General features: G+C 64.6%; 13 protein-coding genes. 4 read left to right on the forward strand and 9 right to left on the reverse strand.

Features of this window, described 5'->3' with window-relative positions:
- The 6 genes from BLU09_RS22985 to BLU09_RS23005 all read right to left on the reverse strand — a co-directional run bounded on the left by BLU09_RS22985 (nucleotide 1) and on the right by BLU09_RS23005 (nucleotide 7,030).
- A complete protein-coding gene (locus BLU09_RS22985; RefSeq protein ID WP_090491652.1) occupies nucleotides 1-2,517 on the reverse strand; it encodes a TipJ family phage tail tip protein in 2,517 nt (838 codons plus the stop codon).
- On the reverse strand, nucleotides 2,501-3,574 hold the full coding sequence (locus BLU09_RS39050; RefSeq protein WP_208610769.1) for a tail assembly protein: 1,074 nt from the start codon (nucleotides 3,572-3,574) through the stop codon (nucleotides 2,501-2,503). The genes BLU09_RS22985 and BLU09_RS39050 overlap by 17 nt, the downstream gene beginning before the upstream one ends.
- The gene (locus BLU09_RS22995) at nucleotides 3,568-4,284 is read right to left on the reverse strand and encodes a C40 family peptidase (RefSeq protein ID WP_208610770.1); all 717 of its coding nucleotides are present in this window, start codon (nucleotides 4,282-4,284) and stop codon (nucleotides 3,568-3,570) included. The genes BLU09_RS39050 and BLU09_RS22995 overlap by 7 nt, the downstream gene beginning before the upstream one ends.
- A 71-nt stretch (nucleotides 4,285-4,355) precedes the next feature.
- Nucleotides 4,356-5,645 (reverse strand): hypothetical protein, encoded by a 1,290-nt coding sequence (locus BLU09_RS38305; RefSeq protein ID WP_143043175.1) that lies wholly within the window; start codon nucleotides 5,643-5,645, stop codon nucleotides 4,356-4,358.
- Between the two features lie 102 nt (nucleotides 5,646-5,747).
- Nucleotides 5,748-6,443, reverse strand: a complete 696-nt coding sequence (locus BLU09_RS23000) for a phage minor tail protein L (RefSeq protein ID WP_090491654.1) — start codon at nucleotides 6,441-6,443, stop codon at nucleotides 5,748-5,750.
- Entirely contained in the window at nucleotides 6,440-7,030 is a 591-nt protein-coding gene (locus BLU09_RS23005) for a phage tail protein (RefSeq protein ID WP_090491655.1), read from the reverse strand. The genes BLU09_RS23000 and BLU09_RS23005 overlap by 4 nt, the downstream gene beginning before the upstream one ends.
- Nucleotides 7,031-7,337: 307 nt before the next feature.
- Between BLU09_RS23005 and BLU09_RS23010 the strand changes: the two genes are divergently transcribed.
- Together BLU09_RS23010 and BLU09_RS38310 are read left to right on the forward strand one after the other, a co-directional pair.
- Nucleotides 7,338-8,240, forward strand: coding sequence for a DUF6731 family protein (locus BLU09_RS23010; protein ID WP_143043176.1), 903 nt, complete (start codon nucleotides 7,338-7,340; stop codon nucleotides 8,238-8,240).
- Nucleotides 8,237-8,833 carry a hypothetical protein gene (locus tag BLU09_RS38310; RefSeq protein WP_143043177.1) on the forward strand — a complete coding sequence of 199 codons (597 nt, stop codon included), beginning with the start codon at nucleotides 8,237-8,239 and terminating at the stop codon, nucleotides 8,831-8,833. The genes BLU09_RS23010 and BLU09_RS38310 overlap by 4 nt, the downstream gene beginning before the upstream one ends.
- 318 nt (nucleotides 8,834-9,151) lie before the next feature.
- On the opposite strand, the gene BLU09_RS23015 is transcribed toward BLU09_RS38310, so the two are convergent.
- Together BLU09_RS23015 and BLU09_RS23020 are read right to left on the reverse strand one after the other, a co-directional pair.
- Nucleotides 9,152-9,607: an SMI1/KNR4 family protein gene (locus BLU09_RS23015; RefSeq protein WP_090491657.1), complete on the reverse strand. Its 456-nt coding sequence runs from the start codon at nucleotides 9,605-9,607 to the stop codon at nucleotides 9,152-9,154.
- Nucleotides 9,608-9,614: 7 nt separating this feature from the next.
- On the reverse strand, nucleotides 9,615-10,223 hold the full coding sequence (locus tag BLU09_RS23020; RefSeq protein WP_244171954.1) for a hypothetical protein: 609 nt from the start codon (nucleotides 10,221-10,223) through the stop codon (nucleotides 9,615-9,617).
- Between the two features lie 320 nt (nucleotides 10,224-10,543).
- On the opposite strand from BLU09_RS23020, the gene BLU09_RS38860 reads away from it, so the two are divergent.
- Together BLU09_RS38860 and BLU09_RS23030 are read left to right on the forward strand one after the other, a co-directional pair.
- Nucleotides 10,544-11,377, forward strand: a complete 834-nt coding sequence (locus BLU09_RS38860; RefSeq protein WP_167371133.1) for a P63C domain-containing protein — start codon at nucleotides 10,544-10,546, stop codon at nucleotides 11,375-11,377.
- A 44-nt stretch (nucleotides 11,378-11,421) separates the two neighbouring features.
- Nucleotides 11,422-11,958: a hypothetical protein gene (locus BLU09_RS23030; RefSeq protein WP_143043178.1), complete on the forward strand. Its 537-nt coding sequence runs from the start codon at nucleotides 11,422-11,424 to the stop codon at nucleotides 11,956-11,958.
- Nucleotides 11,959-12,703: 745 nt separating this feature from the next.
- Here the strand turns inward: BLU09_RS23030 and BLU09_RS23035 are convergent.
- The gene (locus tag BLU09_RS23035) at nucleotides 12,704-16,414 is read right to left on the reverse strand and encodes a phage tail tape measure protein (protein WP_090491659.1); all 3,711 of its coding nucleotides are present in this window, start codon (nucleotides 16,412-16,414) and stop codon (nucleotides 12,704-12,706) included.
- Nucleotides 16,415-16,513: the final 99 nt, after the last annotated feature.

The following is a 16,513-nucleotide window of genomic DNA, read 5'->3' on the forward strand; positions in this document are numbered from 1 at the left end:
CTACGGTGGAGGGGTGGAGGAAACCGTCATGGTGACGGACGCGGGGGTGGTGGGCGCCGCGCGCACGGTGACGGTGGTGTCGTTGGTGGAGTAGTTGCCCGTGGTGTCGATGGCCTTTACCCGCACCACGTGGTCTGCAGGCCCAGGCACGGGCCACTCGTGCGCGGTGGCGCGTACCTTGGAGATGAAGGTGGCCGAGGCCCAATCCGCCCCGCCGTAGCGCAACTCGTAGGTGTCGCGGTCCAGGTCCGGAATCTCGCTCCACCGCAGCGTGGCCGTGTTGCCGTTGAGGGTGTAGCCGAGTCCCTGCACGTCCGAGGGCGGCGCCAGCTTGCCTTGCACGTTGAGCGAGGCCTCGGCGTAGGCGGTAACGAAGCCGTTGAGGACAGCCGCCACCTGTACGGAGTACGCGCCCGGGTTGATGTCGCGTAGCTCCCAGAAGTGCGTCTGCACCCCCGTCACCGTCGTCCAATTACCCCCGTCCACGCGCCAGCGCACCACGTACTCGGTGGCGCTGGGGCGCTGCGCCCAGCGGGCGTTGAGGGACACCTTCACCCCGCCATTCGTCGTCTTGTAGAGGCTCTCCCCCAGCACGAGGTCCGCGGGTGGCGCCGAGGAAGGCAGCACGGAGGTGGGCACCGGCTGCAACTTCACGCCGAGCTCCACCTCGTCGTACTTCCCCGGGTGGTGGCGCAGCGCCGTGACTTCGTAGAGGTGCGGCTCGACTTCGGCCACGCTGAGAATCCGCCACGTCGTGGGCGCCAAGTCGGACGCCGCGAGCACCCAGACGGCATTCCGGGCGGGCGCCACGGGGAACGGCGTGGCGACGGTGAGGGCCCGGTACGGCGCCGGCGCCGCGGGCGCCAGCTCGCGCTCCACCGCCGTCCCGTCCGGCATCACCACAGAGAGGGAGTACGTCTTCCCCGCCTCCAGGGTGACGTCCGCGTCCAGCTCTACCTGGGTGGCAGTGGCGGCCACCACGCGGCCGCCCCAGCGGCGCCCGGCCCGGTACGGGTCCTGAAGCTTCACCACCGCGCCGGGGTTGCGCAGGGCGCCCTCGAGTCCCGTCCGGAACACCACCGTCTCCGTCTCCAGCCTTTCGGTGAAGAGGAGCCACCGGCCCACCCGCTGCGCCTGGCCGCGCGAGGTGCACCCCAGCGCCACCACCTCGGTGGGGTTGTAGCCGTACTCGAGCAGGCCTTCCTCGTCCGTCACGTACTCCTTCGCCGACTTGTAGTGGTTGGCCGGGTCGTTCCACGTCACCAACGCGACGGTGTGCCGCGCGCGCCGGCCGCTGCTGGAGTACGTGAAGAGTCCGTCCACCACGTTGGCCGGGGTGAAGAGGTACTCGGCGTCCCGGGGTGCGTCCTGGGCCACGTACACCGCCCCGCTGGCCCAGTACGTCAGGCTGCGGAAGACGGAGGCGAGGTTGTTCACCACCTGGTACGCGTCCGCCTGCGACTGGAGGTAGAGGTTGCAGCGGAAGCGCGGCTCCTGGCCGCCCTTCCCGTCCGGCACCAACTCGTCGCAGTAGCGGCCGATGGTGTACAGCCCCCACTTGTCGACGTGGGACTCGTTGAGGAAGCGCCCCAAGCCGTAGCGCTTCGTCGTCAGCAAGTCGTAGAAGCACCACGCAGGGTTGTCCGTCCACTCCACCTTGAAGGTGCCGTCCCAGGTGCCCGAGTACTCCCGCGTCAGCGGGTTGTAGTTGCTGGGCACCCGCACCTTCAGCCCCCGAATCCGGTACGAGCGCGTGGGCACCGTCTGAAACTGGTGCGCGGACACCTGGAGGGCGACCAGCGCGCTGTTGGGGTAGCTGAGCTTCTCGTCGATGAGGGTGGCGTAGGACTTCCACAGCGTCTTGTCCTGCAGGTTGGCCTGCGTGCTGTCCGCGGTGAGGCGCCGCACGCGGATGTCCCACGGCGCGCTGCCGGTGAGCTCCACGCGGTACGTCCGCTCGTAGGGGCTGGTGCACTTGCCGGCGATGACTCCCGCCCCCTCGAGGTCCTGCTCAACGTAGCCGCCGCCGTTGCTCTGCACGTCGATGGCGATGTGCACCAAGGACGGCATCAGGTCGCCGGTGAGCGCACTCTGGAAGGTGAGCTGCGGCACCTGCACGGTGATGCGCACCGCGTCCACGTTGGCGTCGCTGACGGTGCGGACGACGGGCGCGTTGCGCTTCACCTCGGTGTTGACGGAGAACTCCGCCTCCGCCGACGGAAAGCCGGGGATGTACTCCTGCCCCTGCGTCCCCTGCACGTCGTAGAGGGTGACGTCACGGAAGTTGTAGGTGTCGTTGGGATTCTGGACGACGACGCCGTCCAGGTAGACGGACTTCAGCTTGTCCACGAGCCCGACGATTTCCCCCTCGCAAAGCAAGTCCAGCACGCGGGCGTAGTTGGTGGACTTCAGCGTGTCCGGGAGCTCCACGGGCGTGCGCTGCGCGCCGCCACCGCCCTTGCCCCCATTCGCCCCGCCGTAGCCGATGAGGGGGGCCAGCTCAGATTTCGACTTCATGCGGTGCCTCCGGGTCTGCGCGCTTGGCGTTGTGCGAGAGGAAGCTCAGCGTCTGGTACGTGTGCGCGCCGTCCACGGTGATGCGCACCACGGGCCCGCGTCCGCACGCCGCCACCTCCCGCACCACGCCGGGCTGGGCACCCAGCAGCAGCGCGCCGGGCACCAGGTGCCGCAACTCCACCCAGTCCGCCTCGGTGCGCACGCGGTGGTTGTACGTGCCCACGAAGGCGCGCCCGTCCTCCAGCTCCAACCGCCAGCACTCCGCCTCCAAGAGGGCCACGTCCGTGACGGGGTACGCGCCCCACCGCAGCGTCGTCTCCTGCTGGGTGAGGACGCGCATGCCCACCTCCACCTCGCCGGCGGGCACCTCCCGCCCGTCGGCCAGGAGAATGGGCACCCACGGCGCCGGGCACCCGCCGCCCGAGGGCCCCTGCCCGCCCGGCCCCGTCTGCCCGCTGCCGTACTTCCCGCCGAAGCCGCCGCCCTCGCTCCACTCGGTGACGATGCCTGCGGAGATGACGCAGGAGCCCACCTCCAGCTCGCCGTAGCAGATGGGCACCGGGTGGCCCTGGGCCAGCGTGTTGACGGGCCCGTTGAAGGCGTAGTTGGGCTTGTTCTTCGGCTCCTCGTCTGGCGCCGCGGGCACAGGCGGGGCGAAGAGCATCTGCGAGACGCCGCCCACCACCAGGGAGGCGCCCATGGTGATGAGGGGCGTGCCGGCGCCGAAGCCGTAGGCCGAGAGGGCCGCGCCGCCCGCGATGAGGACGGCGCCCAGCACCACCTGGAAGACGCCCTGCTTCGCCCCGGCCAGCGCCGGCATGACGGTAATGACGGGCGCGTCGGCGGGGCGCGTCAGCTCGTCCTGGCCCACGTCGCGCTTGCCGACAAAGACGTGGAAGCCCGGCTCGCTGTGCGTCACCAGGTAGCGCGCGAAGCCCTCGCACACCGCAGAGAGAGCGCGCACGGCCTCCGCGGGCGAGGGCACGCTCAAGTCCAACCGCCAGACGCGGCCGAAGCGCCGGCCCAGCGGACCTCCGAGTACCACCGTCGTCAGCATAGGGCGCGGTGTCGGACTACTTTCCGGGTGATTCGCTCCCAGAAGCCCGAGTACGTCTCCCTTCCAGAGAGGCGATTCTGGAGGTGGTGGAGGACGACGTCCGCCCCCAAGTAGACGCCCGCGTGGTTGGGCACCGGGGCGCGCAATTGCATGAGGAGGACGTCATGCTCGCGCAGCGCCTGGCCGGTGACGTCCACGAAGCCCGCCTGGGCGTACCCCTCCAGGTAGAGGTTGCCGCCCTTGTCCCACCAGCCGTTCGGCCGGTGGAAGTCGGGCAGCTCAAGGCCCAGCCGCTCCTGGAAGTAGTCGCGGATGAGGGAGAAACAGTCCAGGACGCCGTGGCTGAAGGGGCGGCCCACCAGCGGCGGCCGGTACCCGGTGGGGTGCCACACCCGCCAGTGGCCCACGGGCACGTTGACGATGAGCCAGGGCAGGCCCCAGCGCTCCATGCTGACGCGGTCCGCCTCGCTCGGCTCCGGGGCGGCGTTGGGGTGAGAGTGCACCACCGCCACCACCTCCCCTTCCTCCTCCGCTCGTGCGTAGTCCTCCGGGTGGAGGATGAAGTGGGCTTGCCCCTCGGCCTGGTTACGGCAGGGCACGTACCGCTGCTCCCCGGCGACGGACACCACGAGGCCGCAGGACTCGCGGGGGAACTCGGTTCGCGCATGGCGCAGCGCTGCTTCGACGACAGCGCCTGAGAGGGAAAGCACGGCTAGAGCGCTCATCCTCCCATGCTGTTTTCCGGCGGAGGACGCCTTCCGCGTCGGAGCGCAGAAACCACTCAGCTACTCCTTGTTTTCTGCAACGACTCGATTCCTTTCCGGTCAAAACGAATAGACCCACCAGTCGGCAGAGGGAGCGACACTTCTGCAGACGCCCCAAGAATGGCGGAGGCCAAGCGCTCCGAAGCATCAAGCGGCTCCTCTGATGCCGTATCTGAGCCAAAGAGCCCTGAACTGAGCCGATCAATCAGAATCGTCGGCGGTTCTGTCCCCTTCTCGGTCTTCCACTCCAGCGCTGTTTCCACTAGCCAACTCGCGCGGTCGAGATCCAAGCCGAGCCGCTTCAGACGGAACTCCTCAGAGGCATGCTGCTCAAGCCAGCGATTATTCCACTTAATATAAAACACAAGAGCGCTCACAAACCCCGCCGTCAGCGCAGCCTGCTTCACACCCCAAAACACCCATGCAGCAACAGATATTGGAACACCAGTAACAATCAAGTACACATTCACAACCGATGACACGACGGTCAAAACCAGGAGACTACCCGCAAGCCACAAGCTCGCATTCTTGACTGGATTCCTAAGCTCTTTCGTCCCCTCGGTCAGACTGAATTTCTCAGCACTGGCCTGCAGCTCCCTTTTCTGGTCCTTCCGAATCTCACGGCGAACGTGGCGAGTGTCGCGGTCATCAATCTCTGCCATCCTTCGCGTGATTTCCTTTTCTCGCGCTTCCAGGCTGGCCTCGCGCTCCTGAAGCATCGACGCAATTCGATTTCGTTCAACCACATTTGCAACATCAAGTTCATGCCGACGAGCAACATACTCTTCTTCAAGCCGTGCGCGCGTCGCAGCAATTCCATCTGCAAGCTTCGCCGCCATCGAGCGCCCAAGCTCTTCCACCTTAAGCAACTCAACTTCACGGCGCTCCAAGAATTGCTTAGTCTCCCCCAAGCGCCCAAGTTGGCCAACAATGCCATCTCGGGCATCAAGGGCGCGCACTGCCCTCTTAAATGCAGCAACAAACGAAACCACTGCGGCAACCACAGCCGGGGACTCCCCAATGTGATTAAACTCGCTCAGACTAACGGTCACGTTATCCAATGCAGTGCCGGCTGCTCGTTGGATTTGCACCGAAAACTGGCGGTTCCCGTACGCCATGCCGACAGCAAGACTCGTAATTGCCATCGACTCGCTCGGGAGCGAATCCAGAATCAGACGACATGTCTTCACAGACTCATCACGCGCTGACAAAGCGGGCCCTATATCCAGCGTCGCGTCGACACTGATGATTCTGAATCCAGACTTCACCACATCAGCTTCCGAAAATACTCCAAGAATCGCCGACAACAGCCCTTGGTCTGTCTGTCGCACCGCTTGGAACGAGAAGTTTGACCACCCCATTAGACAACCCCCTTGTCGAGTCAACTAGCCAGCCGAGCCGACACTATCTCATCGGAGAAGGCCGACGCCGGGAAAGCCTCCGAAGGGAAGCACGGAGGTTTCCCCGTAGCGCAGCTTGCAGCTCCCCAGGCGCTTCCCGCACCGGTCCTCCTCTGGTGACGTCGTCGGGCTGTCGTCCACCTTCGCCACGGGCGGGCCCACGTAGCCGCAGCCCTCCTTCCGGTACTCCCACCCGCACATCTGCGTGATGACGCGCAGCGGGATGCGGATGCCGTCCAGGTCGCACCGCGCCGCGAGCGCGAACTCGATGAAGTGCTTCGACTCGGACGTCTTCTGGTCCACCACGAACTCGTCATCGGGGAATGCCTCCACCGGGCTGGCGGTGGGGTTGACGCCGCCAGGGAAGTTCACCGCGTCGAGGTAGCGCACGAAGGTGCGCTTGCGGAGGACGCGCGCGCCCAGCAAGTCGTTGAAGTCCCGGGCCAGCGCGCCAATGGTGCCCGCCACGTTGGCCATGGTGAGCGTGGGCCGCGGTAGTCGCCCCGTGCCCGACTTCTCGAAGCCCCGCGCCTCCACGGGCCAAGGCTGGTACTCCGCGCCCTGCCACACCACCGGCCCACCCAGCCCGTTGGTGCCCGCGTGGAAGTAGCTGATGCCTCCGCCAGCCAGTGACGTGGCGTCCAGGACGAAGAGCTCCACGAGGGCGCCCGGCTCCAGCTTCTGAATGTCCTCGGCGATGCTCACCCTGCTTCCTCCTGGAACTCGGCGGAGACGTCGTAGGCGTTGAAGCCCTTCAGCGTGCTCGTCCACCGCTCGCAGACGACGCGCAGCACTTGGGCGCCGGCCGCGGTGAAGGTGAGCTGGGCGCCTGCGGGCGGCGCTGCCGAGAAGGTGACGAGCCCGGAAGGGGCGAGGGAGTAGTCGGACCCCTCCGCCAGCAGCACCCCGGCGCGGTACACGAGCGGCGCAGCCTCCCAGCCCACGGCGGGCACCAGCTCGTCCACCGTCGCGTCCGGAGCCAAGGGGCGCTGCAAGAGGAACTGCGTCCTGGCCCCGTCCCCGATGCCGAACGCCTGGCCAGTGACGCCCCAGGCGCTGTCCGGTGCCACGAACTCGAAGGCGGCCACTCCGCGGTGCGCGCGGAGGAAGGCGTCCACCGCGTCTGCCTCTTCCTTTCGGCGGGCAGTGAACTGGAGGGACCAGCGCTGGAGGAGGCCCCGGGCACCGTCCTCCGAGCGCTGGGAGTAGCCGTCGCCGAACTGGGCCTTGCGCACGCGCGGCTGGCTCTCAAGCTGGGCGCCCCAACTCGGCGTGAAGGGGAAGCGTTCCATGGCGCCATGTTCGCGGCATGGGTGGACCGCGTCCCGCGCCAAACCCGAGGCGTATGTCGTCGCGGCAGTCCAGCAGTCTAAACGTGTCTACCAAAGTGCGTCATCCCCCTGCAGAGGTACATTCTTCTCTGCCGCATGCCGCTAGGCTTCTACTCCCGATGACGGCGGCATCGCGCCTCCTCATCCCAGGAAGCACACTCGATGGAGTCCGGGGTAGTTAGTGACTCACCTCTAGCTGCTTGCTTTTGCGCTCCAGTAGATCGCACTCTCCGCCGCAATTTCAGGCCCACATCAGAGGAAGCCAAGGATGGCGAAGTCTCGTCGGATGACGGTTCATTTCTATCGCGTGAACATGCCCCAAGGGCACGAGTTCCAGACCCTCCTTAACACCGTGTTCGGATTCTCAGCCGCCGAGAGATCTATCGAAGTCGGTGGGGTCCCCTATCGTTTGGAGTCCCTCACGATGGACAGCAGATACTGCGAAGGAGAAATGGTTCGACTGCGCGAAGACTACCACCCCGGCAAGTACCGCATGGATGCACAAGGGGCGACCGACCTTGGATTGGCGGAAGATGAGCTCATTGGTGAAGAAACGGCTTTCATCTATGACACCAGCCTGAACATTTTGGGACTTCAAAAGGTTCATGGCGGCGTTGCGGCCGGTGCCTTTGCTGGCTACTTCCGCCGGTTCATCCCGACCGCAGCAGACGCATTTGGACTGGAGGTCGTGCTGAGTGCGGACCCGGTTCGCCAGATGACACAGTTGCGCGAAGTGAAAACGTTCGAGGTAGAAGTCGCAGCTGTGCCAACGGACGTGTTTCACGGGATGGACACGATGAAGGCCCTCGCGAGAACGCAGGCTGAGTCAGGCGCTACCCGCGTTACCCTGTCACTGGGGATGGGGAGAACGCGTGGAGGCGCCATCGAACGCAATTTTGTGGACGGCCTTCTCAGTAATCTCCTGCGGGTCTTTGCCGAGGAAGAACATGGGAAGAACGCCATCAAGAAGCTCAAGGTAGGCGGCCCTACTGGAGAAGACCTTGAGGTGCCGATTATCGACCTGCTTTCCCATCGGCTGGTCCACTACCAACGGTATGAATGGGATGACAGATACGTCCCTTATACTATGCGGCGCCCCCTAGTTAAGTGGGCGTACGAGGCTAGGGAGAACGAACTCCGAACCGCATATGGCCCCAGGGCAAATTTATGACGACTCAGAGTCCTTCAACTTCAACACTATCCAGGAAGAAGAAGGTCGCCATCATCTGGGAACGGGTGTACCCCAGCACTGTTGGAGTGATTGTGACTGCTGCGGCTGCGGGCGCTCGCTGGAAGTTTCCCGAGTGGAAGCTTCCCAGCGACCTGGGGCAACTTTTCTCGTCCACCCTGGACCTTGGAGCCATCGCTATCGGATTCTTGGCGACCGCCAAGGCTGTCTTGCTCTCGATCCAAGGGAGCCCTGCCGTTACGAAGATGCGAGGAACCGGCCTGTATGAAGGACTACTCAGATTCATTCTGAGAGCTATTCAAGCAACCTTCACTCTGGCGGCGTATAGCCTCGTAGCTATTTTCCTTGAGAAGGCTTTCGATCATTCGACGCTAAAATGGCAACTTGTCGTGCTCATATGGATTTTCTTGGTCGTTACAGCAGGACTCGCTTGCTACCGCGTTATTGACGTCTTCTTCACGATCCTCAGCCCTCGCGACATTTCGACACTTGCTCCTAAGGAGCAGAGTAGTTCTGCTACACCTCTCACTATCCTTCCTCCTTCGCGGAAGGAACCGATGCAAGGTGATAACTGAAACGCCCCTCCGTACTCGCTGCGGTGAGCCCCCTGAGCCATCCCCTCATTTGAAGATTCCCCTTGGAGAACGCATGGGCAGCCGAGCGAGCAAGCTCAGAGGGGAAATCGAGAATGAGGGGATGCTTCAGGTGATCCCCCTCACCGCTTCCGGTTGACGAATCCTCCGGGCCGCATCTCCTCCAGCATGACCCGGCGGACAGCTCCACCCAGGTGCTGCCCAGGCGCCGCGACTCCTCCGTCGTGCCAAGCGTCTGGACGTCCGCGCTCACCGAGCCGTCCTGGTGCACGTTGAGGGGCGGCACGGAGCCAGCGTCCCCTACTCCCCCAACCAGAAAGAGCGACCGCCGCTCTTCAGCGCTCGAGCGAGGAACTCCTCGAATGACGGTGCAATCGGGTCCACCTTCGGGAATGTCTCATGGAAGGCGTCGAACAGAGGGTACCTTGGGGACTTCGGCTCCACGTCGACGACGACGTAGTTGGTGTCCTGCATGTCGACCAGGGCATACAGCGACGGTGAGCCGTAGGCGTCTTCGTCGCGGCCGAAGATTGCGACGCGCGCACGTCGAATCTCCGCCAGCGGGAGAATCCGATAGTCCGCGTCAGGGACAGGCTCGAAGAGCGCCGCTCCATCGCAGTGGAGGTAGAAGGCTCGCAAGTCAGCATCAAGCTTCCAGCCCACGCGAGCCTCGAATGCCGCGATTTGGGCAGGCGTCGCGGGAGCGTTGGGGAAGTGGTGTCGCGAGACTTCGGCGAGCAGGGAGTCGATGGGCATGGCCGCCTCAGTCCACGTAGGGCCGCTCCGGCCCCACGGCTCGCCACTTGCCAGCAGCGTCGTAACAAGCCGGGTAGGCGCTGTTGATGACGTGATGCACGCCGGGCGGCACAGGAATCACATTGTCGGGAGCCAAGGGAGCGCCCCCATGCGCCAAGTCGAAGATGTGGTGGCCAGGCCAATGCGCCGTCTCCGTCTTCGGCCAGTCCCCGAACTCCGAGCTCCACTGCCTGCGGAACGTCTTCCGCGCGTCCTCCCACGTCTCGCGTCGATGCTTGAGGTCCGACACCTTGGGGTAGTCGCAGCAGCAGTGGGTGACGGCCAAGCGCCCGCCCGCAGCGGCCGGAAGCGCCATGAAGCGCCCCTGCCAGTCGCCCTTGATGTCCGCGAGCCAGATGCAGCCGAGCAGCGGGACGTGCCCCTCGGCCACGCACCGCCGCTCACAGCGCGCCATGAGCGCGGCACTGCACAGCCAGGGTCCGTAGTAGATGGTCGTCTGCACCGTCCCACCTGCCGGGCTCGGGATGCTCGGGCCCACCCACTTCGCCGAGGGCTTCGCGCCCACGGCGCTGACGGTGGCCGAGCCGCAGCCGCCAAGGGCGAGCAGCAGGGACACTCTCACGAAGTGCTGGCAGCGCCATGGCTTCACGCAAAACGTGATAGCGCAGACAAAGCAGACGCATAAGTCACCGACTCCACGGCTGCCGTGGTGGGTAGGGACCAGTGGCAGACGCTGTCCCTACAGCGCCCGGCCGCGGCATCGGACGCGGGGTGCGGTCCATGTCCGCCCTGCTCGCCACGACTACACCTACTGCACGTGCATTCAGGCACACCCGGAATGTCAGGCCCGCATGTCAGAAGGGCCGATGGCGCCACAACCCAGGCGGTCGCCGCAGGACTCGCCAGGAGTGGAGCCTTTCCTTGGAGGGGACACGCATGCCGCACTGCAGGCCCAACGCACTTCAGCCATTCATGTTCGACAACACCCCGGTCCGGACCGTCATCGGGCCGGACGGAGAGCCGTGGCTGATGGCCACCGACGTCTGCGCGATCCTTGGTCTTTCCAACCCGCGCGACGCAGTGGGCCGCCTTGACGACGATGAAAAGGCGACCGTCGGTAATGCCGACGGTCAGCCTGGACGCGGGGCACAGACGTTCAACATCATCAGCGAGTCCGGTGTCTGGGCGCTCACGATGCGGAGCCGAAAGCCCGAGGCGAAGCGCTTCCGGAAGTGGGTGACGAAGGAGGTCATCCCGTCCATCCGGAAGACGGGGGCCTACAACCCTTCCATGGCGACGGTCCGCCAAGCCGTAGCGGAGCGTTTCCTCCGCGTCGGCCTGGCGCCCTGGATGAAGCGCTTCCCGGACGCATTCTACGAGGAGATTTTCCGACTGCGAGGCTGGCCGTGGCAGGGGCCAGGCACTCCACGCCCGGGTGTCATTGCCTACTACACCAACGACCTCATCTACGAGAGGCTGGCGCCAGACCTTCTGCGGATGCTCCGCGAGCGCAATCCGGTGGATGCCCACACCAAGAAGCGTCCCTCGAAGCACCACCAACACCTGAGCGATGACGTCGGCCATCCGGGCTTGGAACGGCACCTGTACTCCGTCATCTGCATCATGCGTAGTTCGTCCACATGGGATGACTTCATGATTCAGATGGACCGCATCCACCCGCGTTGGGGGAACAGCCTCCTTCTTCCTCTCATGAACGAACTGCTGCTGCCGCAGCCCCAATCGCCCGCCCCCGCGGTCTTTCCATCCTGAGAAATTCTGGCATGGTGGCTCCAGTCCCCCGACAAGGAGCCACCGTGGCTAGCAATTCCAGGCAGCGGCACAGAATGGACTTCCTTTGGCGCGTTCGCGAGGCGCTGGCACTGCCCTACTCACTCGTGGTGCGAGGCGGGGTCCTCGTGTGGCGCCGTGACTCGTACATCAGCACCATGCAGTTCACCGACTACGGTGGGCCAAAAGAAATCGACCGGGTCGACGCAAACGGGACGTGCTTCTCGCCATCAAGGCAGATGCTCCGGCGCCTGGGGTTCGACTCGCGGGTCTCCTATGTCTCTAGAGACCCTCTACAGCGACGCCTTCAACTCACAGCCACAGTCGAGGAGTTTCCCGCCCTCGCTCCGTGGCTCGCAGACGAGCTCGGCGCCCGGCTCAGCGGCCTGAACCTCCCTCCATGCCCTGTTCCGCTCAGCGGCATCAGGGGAGACCACAACATCTGGACCAACTCAGCCAGGGCTGACTATGCCGCATGGGCGAAAGAGGAACAGCTCAAGCGCGACCAGCAGCGCCAACGCCGCCAGACGGCCTTGATGCACTTTGCCCCCGCGACGCATTGAGCCCACTCACCTCGGCCGGTTGACGAAGTCGCACCCCAAGCCAGCCGCATAGGGAATCGGCCCGCCCCAGAACCTCGGGCGGGCCGCCGCACGAGAACAGCCTCCGACTCAAGAACTTGAATCGGTCTCGCGCCTCTCAAAACCACTCACAAAGAAACCGAAATAGGCAGCGTATCTCCCCCATCAGGGGACGTGCCGCGCGATTCCCATACGCCCGGGATATAACCAGAGCGGTCTTCGACCGTGCATGACGACACACCGTAACATGTTTTGCCATTCGACGACCACAGCGGGCCTGCTGGGAAAGCCAACCTGGCTTGCAAATTAATAACAGGCTGAACCGAATCACACACAACGGTAGCTGTTGCCCCCACGCTAATGGGACCAGAGGGGCCGGAAATAACATACGGAGGGGTAACGCTCGTTGAGCACCCCGGAACGACCGACTGCTCCTGCGCCACATGGCCTTCACCCATCTCCTCAGGCATGTCCGGCCCGCAACCAGCAGCAACAAGCATCGCACTTGCACTCAAAATCAGAACCACTGGCCTCTTCATGGAGTCTCTCCTTGGTGATCGGGTTGAGGCGTCCAGCATAGACAGCTTACCTGGGGATACCAAAGGCAATGCGATGTCGGAGCAATCGTTGCGAAATGACCGCCAATTGCCGAGCATCTTCAGCTTGACATTCTAAGCGCCGCGCATGCTCCCATCCGCTAATGAGAAGCTAGAGCGGCTCTCACTCTTCACCTCCGCCGGTTGACGAAGTCGTAGACGAAGCCTCCGGGCCGCATTTCCTCCAGCATTACCCGGCGGACAGCCCCACCCAGGTGCTGGCCCAGGCGCCGCGACTCCTCCGTCGTGCCAGGCGCTTGGACGTCCGCACTCACCGAGCCGTCCTGATGCACGTGCACGTTCACGTTGATGGGCGGCACGGCGCCGGCCGGGAACGTGTCGGTGCTCGCCGGCGCGCTCGGCACCACCAGCTTCGCCGCGCCGTCCGCATAGGGCGCGCCGCTCTTCATCACGGCGGGCGCGGACATGTCGAACGCGGACTTGCCCGCCGCGACGCCTGCTCCTGCAGTGGCTCCTCCCGCGCTGAAGCTCGCCCCCGTTATGCCGCCCAGGAGGGCCGTGGTGCCGATGTCCACCAGGGCCACGAATGCCTTGTGGGCCAGGAGCCGCGACAGGTCCTTGAGCATTCCGTCAATCATGCCGCGCCAGGTGAACTGCGTGGAGGTGGCGAAGGTGGTGATGGCGTCTTCCATGTGCTGGGCAGCGAAGCCCACTGCGTCCTGGGCAATGGAGAAACCGTCGCTCATCTGCCGGTGCAGGCGCACCAGTTCCTTCTGGTACGTCTCCATGCTGATGCGCTCGTCCTGCAACAGCTTGTTCAGCATCTCGACGCGCTTCCGCACCTCCTCCAGTGGGTTGAGCTGCTTCTGGAGCAGCTCCAGGTCCTTCACCAGTTGAGCCTCCTCCTTCCCCTCCTTCGTCCAGAGGGAGCGGGCCTTCGCGAGCTTTGCTCCATACTCCTCCGCCTTAATGGTGCCCGCAGCCAAGCCGGCGTTCAGTGCCTCCACGGCCTTGGCCATTCGGTCCGCGTCAGCGTCCCCGAGTTGCTGATTCAGTTGCTCAAGGGCGCGCGCGTGCTCCTCCGCCTTTTTCTTGGCTTCCTCGTCGGCCTTCTTCTTCGCCTCAAACGCTGCAATTTTCTCAAGTGCAGCGTCTGCTACTAGCCGCTGCGCGTAGTTCAGAGATTTGTACTCAGCCGTGAGCTTCTCGGCCCCCTCTCGCGCGAGCCCCAGCGTAGCCGCCTCTTCCTCGAGCTTTGCCAGATACCTCGCGGCGGACTTCGCCAGTTCCGCCCTGGCCTTTTCCTCGTTCTGGAGGCGCTCCGCCTCCTGTTCACGGGCACGCGCCGTGGCGGCAGCCGCGTCAGCCTCACGCTGGTGGGCGCCGGGGTCATAGGCCACAGCCTCCCTAACGCGCGCGAGTGCCTTCTCCAACTCCGCCGAGTCCTGAGTAGCCGACTGCAAGTCCTTGCGAAGTTCCTTGACGCTTTTGGGCAGGTATCGCGGTTCGAAGTCCTTCACGATCTTGTCGGCGCGAGGGTCCTCGTCATCAACCAGGACGCGATTCAGCACGCGGGTCCGGAATTCCGCCTCCTCGGCTTGGAGCCGCTCCTTGATGCTCTTCACACGAGCCTGGTTGAGCTCCGTTTCATGCTTGGCCACCTTCTCGAAGACGGCCAGCGCCTGCTCCGCCGTCTTGACCTCATCGGTCATCATGGTCTGGTAGTCGCCACCAAGCGCCGCCAGTTCCTTCCGTGCGATGGACAGCACCTGAGCAGCCTTCGCTGCATCTGTCGTCGCGCGGGTCTGTTGGAGCAGGTCGGACACAATCGAGGCGCTCTTCCCGACGCTGGTAGCAGCAGCTGTTCCAAGTTCTCGGGCCTTCACAGCGGCATCCTCTGCCCTGGAGATGTAGGCGGAGATTCCCGCCGTCAGGAGGCCAATCGCGGTGATGGCGACGCCGATGGGCCCACCGAGCGCGGCCATAGCCCCCTGGAGCACGCGACCGGCCCCCGCAGCTCCGTACATCGCTTGCGCGGCGCGCACCTGCGCCAGCGCGTTGTCATTCGCGGCAATCGCGGCCTGGGCATGCGCGGCCCGCATGAAGGGCGCCGTCTGCTGGAGGGACGACTGGCGAGCCTCAAGCTGGACGGCCGCGTTCCGCAATGCAGCCCGGGAGCTCTCGTTGACTGCCTTGACGTAGCCCGCTTCTGCGAGCGCCGCATTCGTTGTCGCCTGCCGGCTCTGGACCAGTGCCGATGCCTTCGCGGCGGCGCTCTTCACCCATTCAGCCGCCCATGCGCCGCCTCTGGCTGCCAGGAGAATCCCCACGGCCTGGGCCGTCGCGCCAGCTGAACTCGACAGCGTGGTGAAGTTGCTGGAGAGCATCTCGATGCCGGGCATCAACTGCGCCAGGAGCCCCTGCCCCACCGCGATTTCGAGGTCGTCGAACTTCGCTTTCAGTTGGTCCAGGGCGAACTGAGGCGTCTGGGCCATCTTGCTGAAGGCGACCTCGGTGCGTCCTGCTGCCGACTCCATGTTCTTCAACGACGTGGCGAAGTCGCCAGCGCTGGACCCGGTCAGCGTCATTGCGGGAAGCAGCGCCTCCACACCACCTACAAGCTTGGCCAGCAACTCCGTGCTACCACCCGTTTGGACCTTGAGGTGGTCCAGGAACCCTGCGAGCCCCCGCGCCTTCAGCCCTGCCGTGTTGAATTCGATGCCGAGGGCACGCGCCAGGTCCCGGGCCTCGTTCGACGGCTTGGCAACCTGGGCAAGGATGGCTCGCATCCCTTCCATCGCCGTCTCCGTCTTGATGCCGGCCTTCGTGAGTGCAGCGGTCGCGGCAAGCAACTCCTGGAGCGACACGCCCGTCTGCGAGGCGATGGGCGCCAGCTTGCCGATGTGCCTCGCAATCTGCTCAATGGACGTCTTGCCATCCGCAGCGGAGACGAACATCGCATCGGAGGCCTCCGTGGCGTCCCGGAGTTGAGAGCCGTAGCTGGCCATGATGGATGTGAGTCCGTCAGCAGCAACCCCCACCTCCGTGACGCCACCAATGGCCAGCTTGTTTGAGACGCGAAGCAACTCCGTTGCCTGAGAAGCATCGCTCGCACCGGCGCTCATGACTTCGTAGAGCGCCTTCACCTGCTCCGTAGGGGCTCGTCCAAACTCCACCCCCAATTCGCGGGCGCGGTCGGCGAGGGCCCCCATCATGTTGACCTGGTCGCCCTCCAGCAGGGTGCTCACCTGGGCCATGGCCGTATCGAAGGCAAGCGCCTCTGATGCGGCACTCGTGAGCGAGGCGATTACCGTGGCGATGACAGCGGCAAGCCCGAGGAACGACTTCACTAGGCCGCCGAGCTCCTGCGAGAGCCGATTGACCGGTTTCTCGACTCCTTCAACTGAGCGTTTGACGTCCTGCACAGACGTCGCGGCTTGGGTGGACTCGACCTGCATCCGTGAGAGATTGGTGCTGGCCTTCCCCAACTCCCCCATAAAGCGGCTTACAGCAGAGGTGTCCGCGAAGGACGCGTGGAGTTTGACCGCGGCGGCATCCAGTGCCCCGATCCGCGTCTTGAAGCCGTCCAGACCAGAGGCGTCCTTCAACGCGCCCTGGAACGCGGTCGCTGCGGCCCCCATCGCCTCCATGTCCTTGATGGAGGTCCTCATTCGGGCCAGCGCCTGGTTCGTTTCGTTCGCCTCCTTGACCATCCGCGCCAAGCTCTTCGAGTACTGCTCGGTCGCGGTCTCGGTTTTCTTGGTGGCCGTCTCCGTCTTCTCGGCCGCCGCGCTAAATTTCGTCAGCTCGACGGATCCCGCCTTCGCGTCGGACGTGTCGATACGGACTGAAAGCGTTGCGAGGTCCGTCCCACCAGACATAGGGGTTCCTCTTCACCACCACGTGGTGGCGTAGTACGGCGCTGTAACAGCCTGAACTAACGAGTAGTGGCAGGTCATGGCCTAGATGTGCTGGCCTGC

Origin of the sequence: Myxococcus virescens (genome assembly GCF_900101905.1) — a bacterium.
Classification (GTDB): Bacteria; Myxococcota; Myxococcia; order Myxococcales; family Myxococcaceae; genus Myxococcus; species Myxococcus virescens.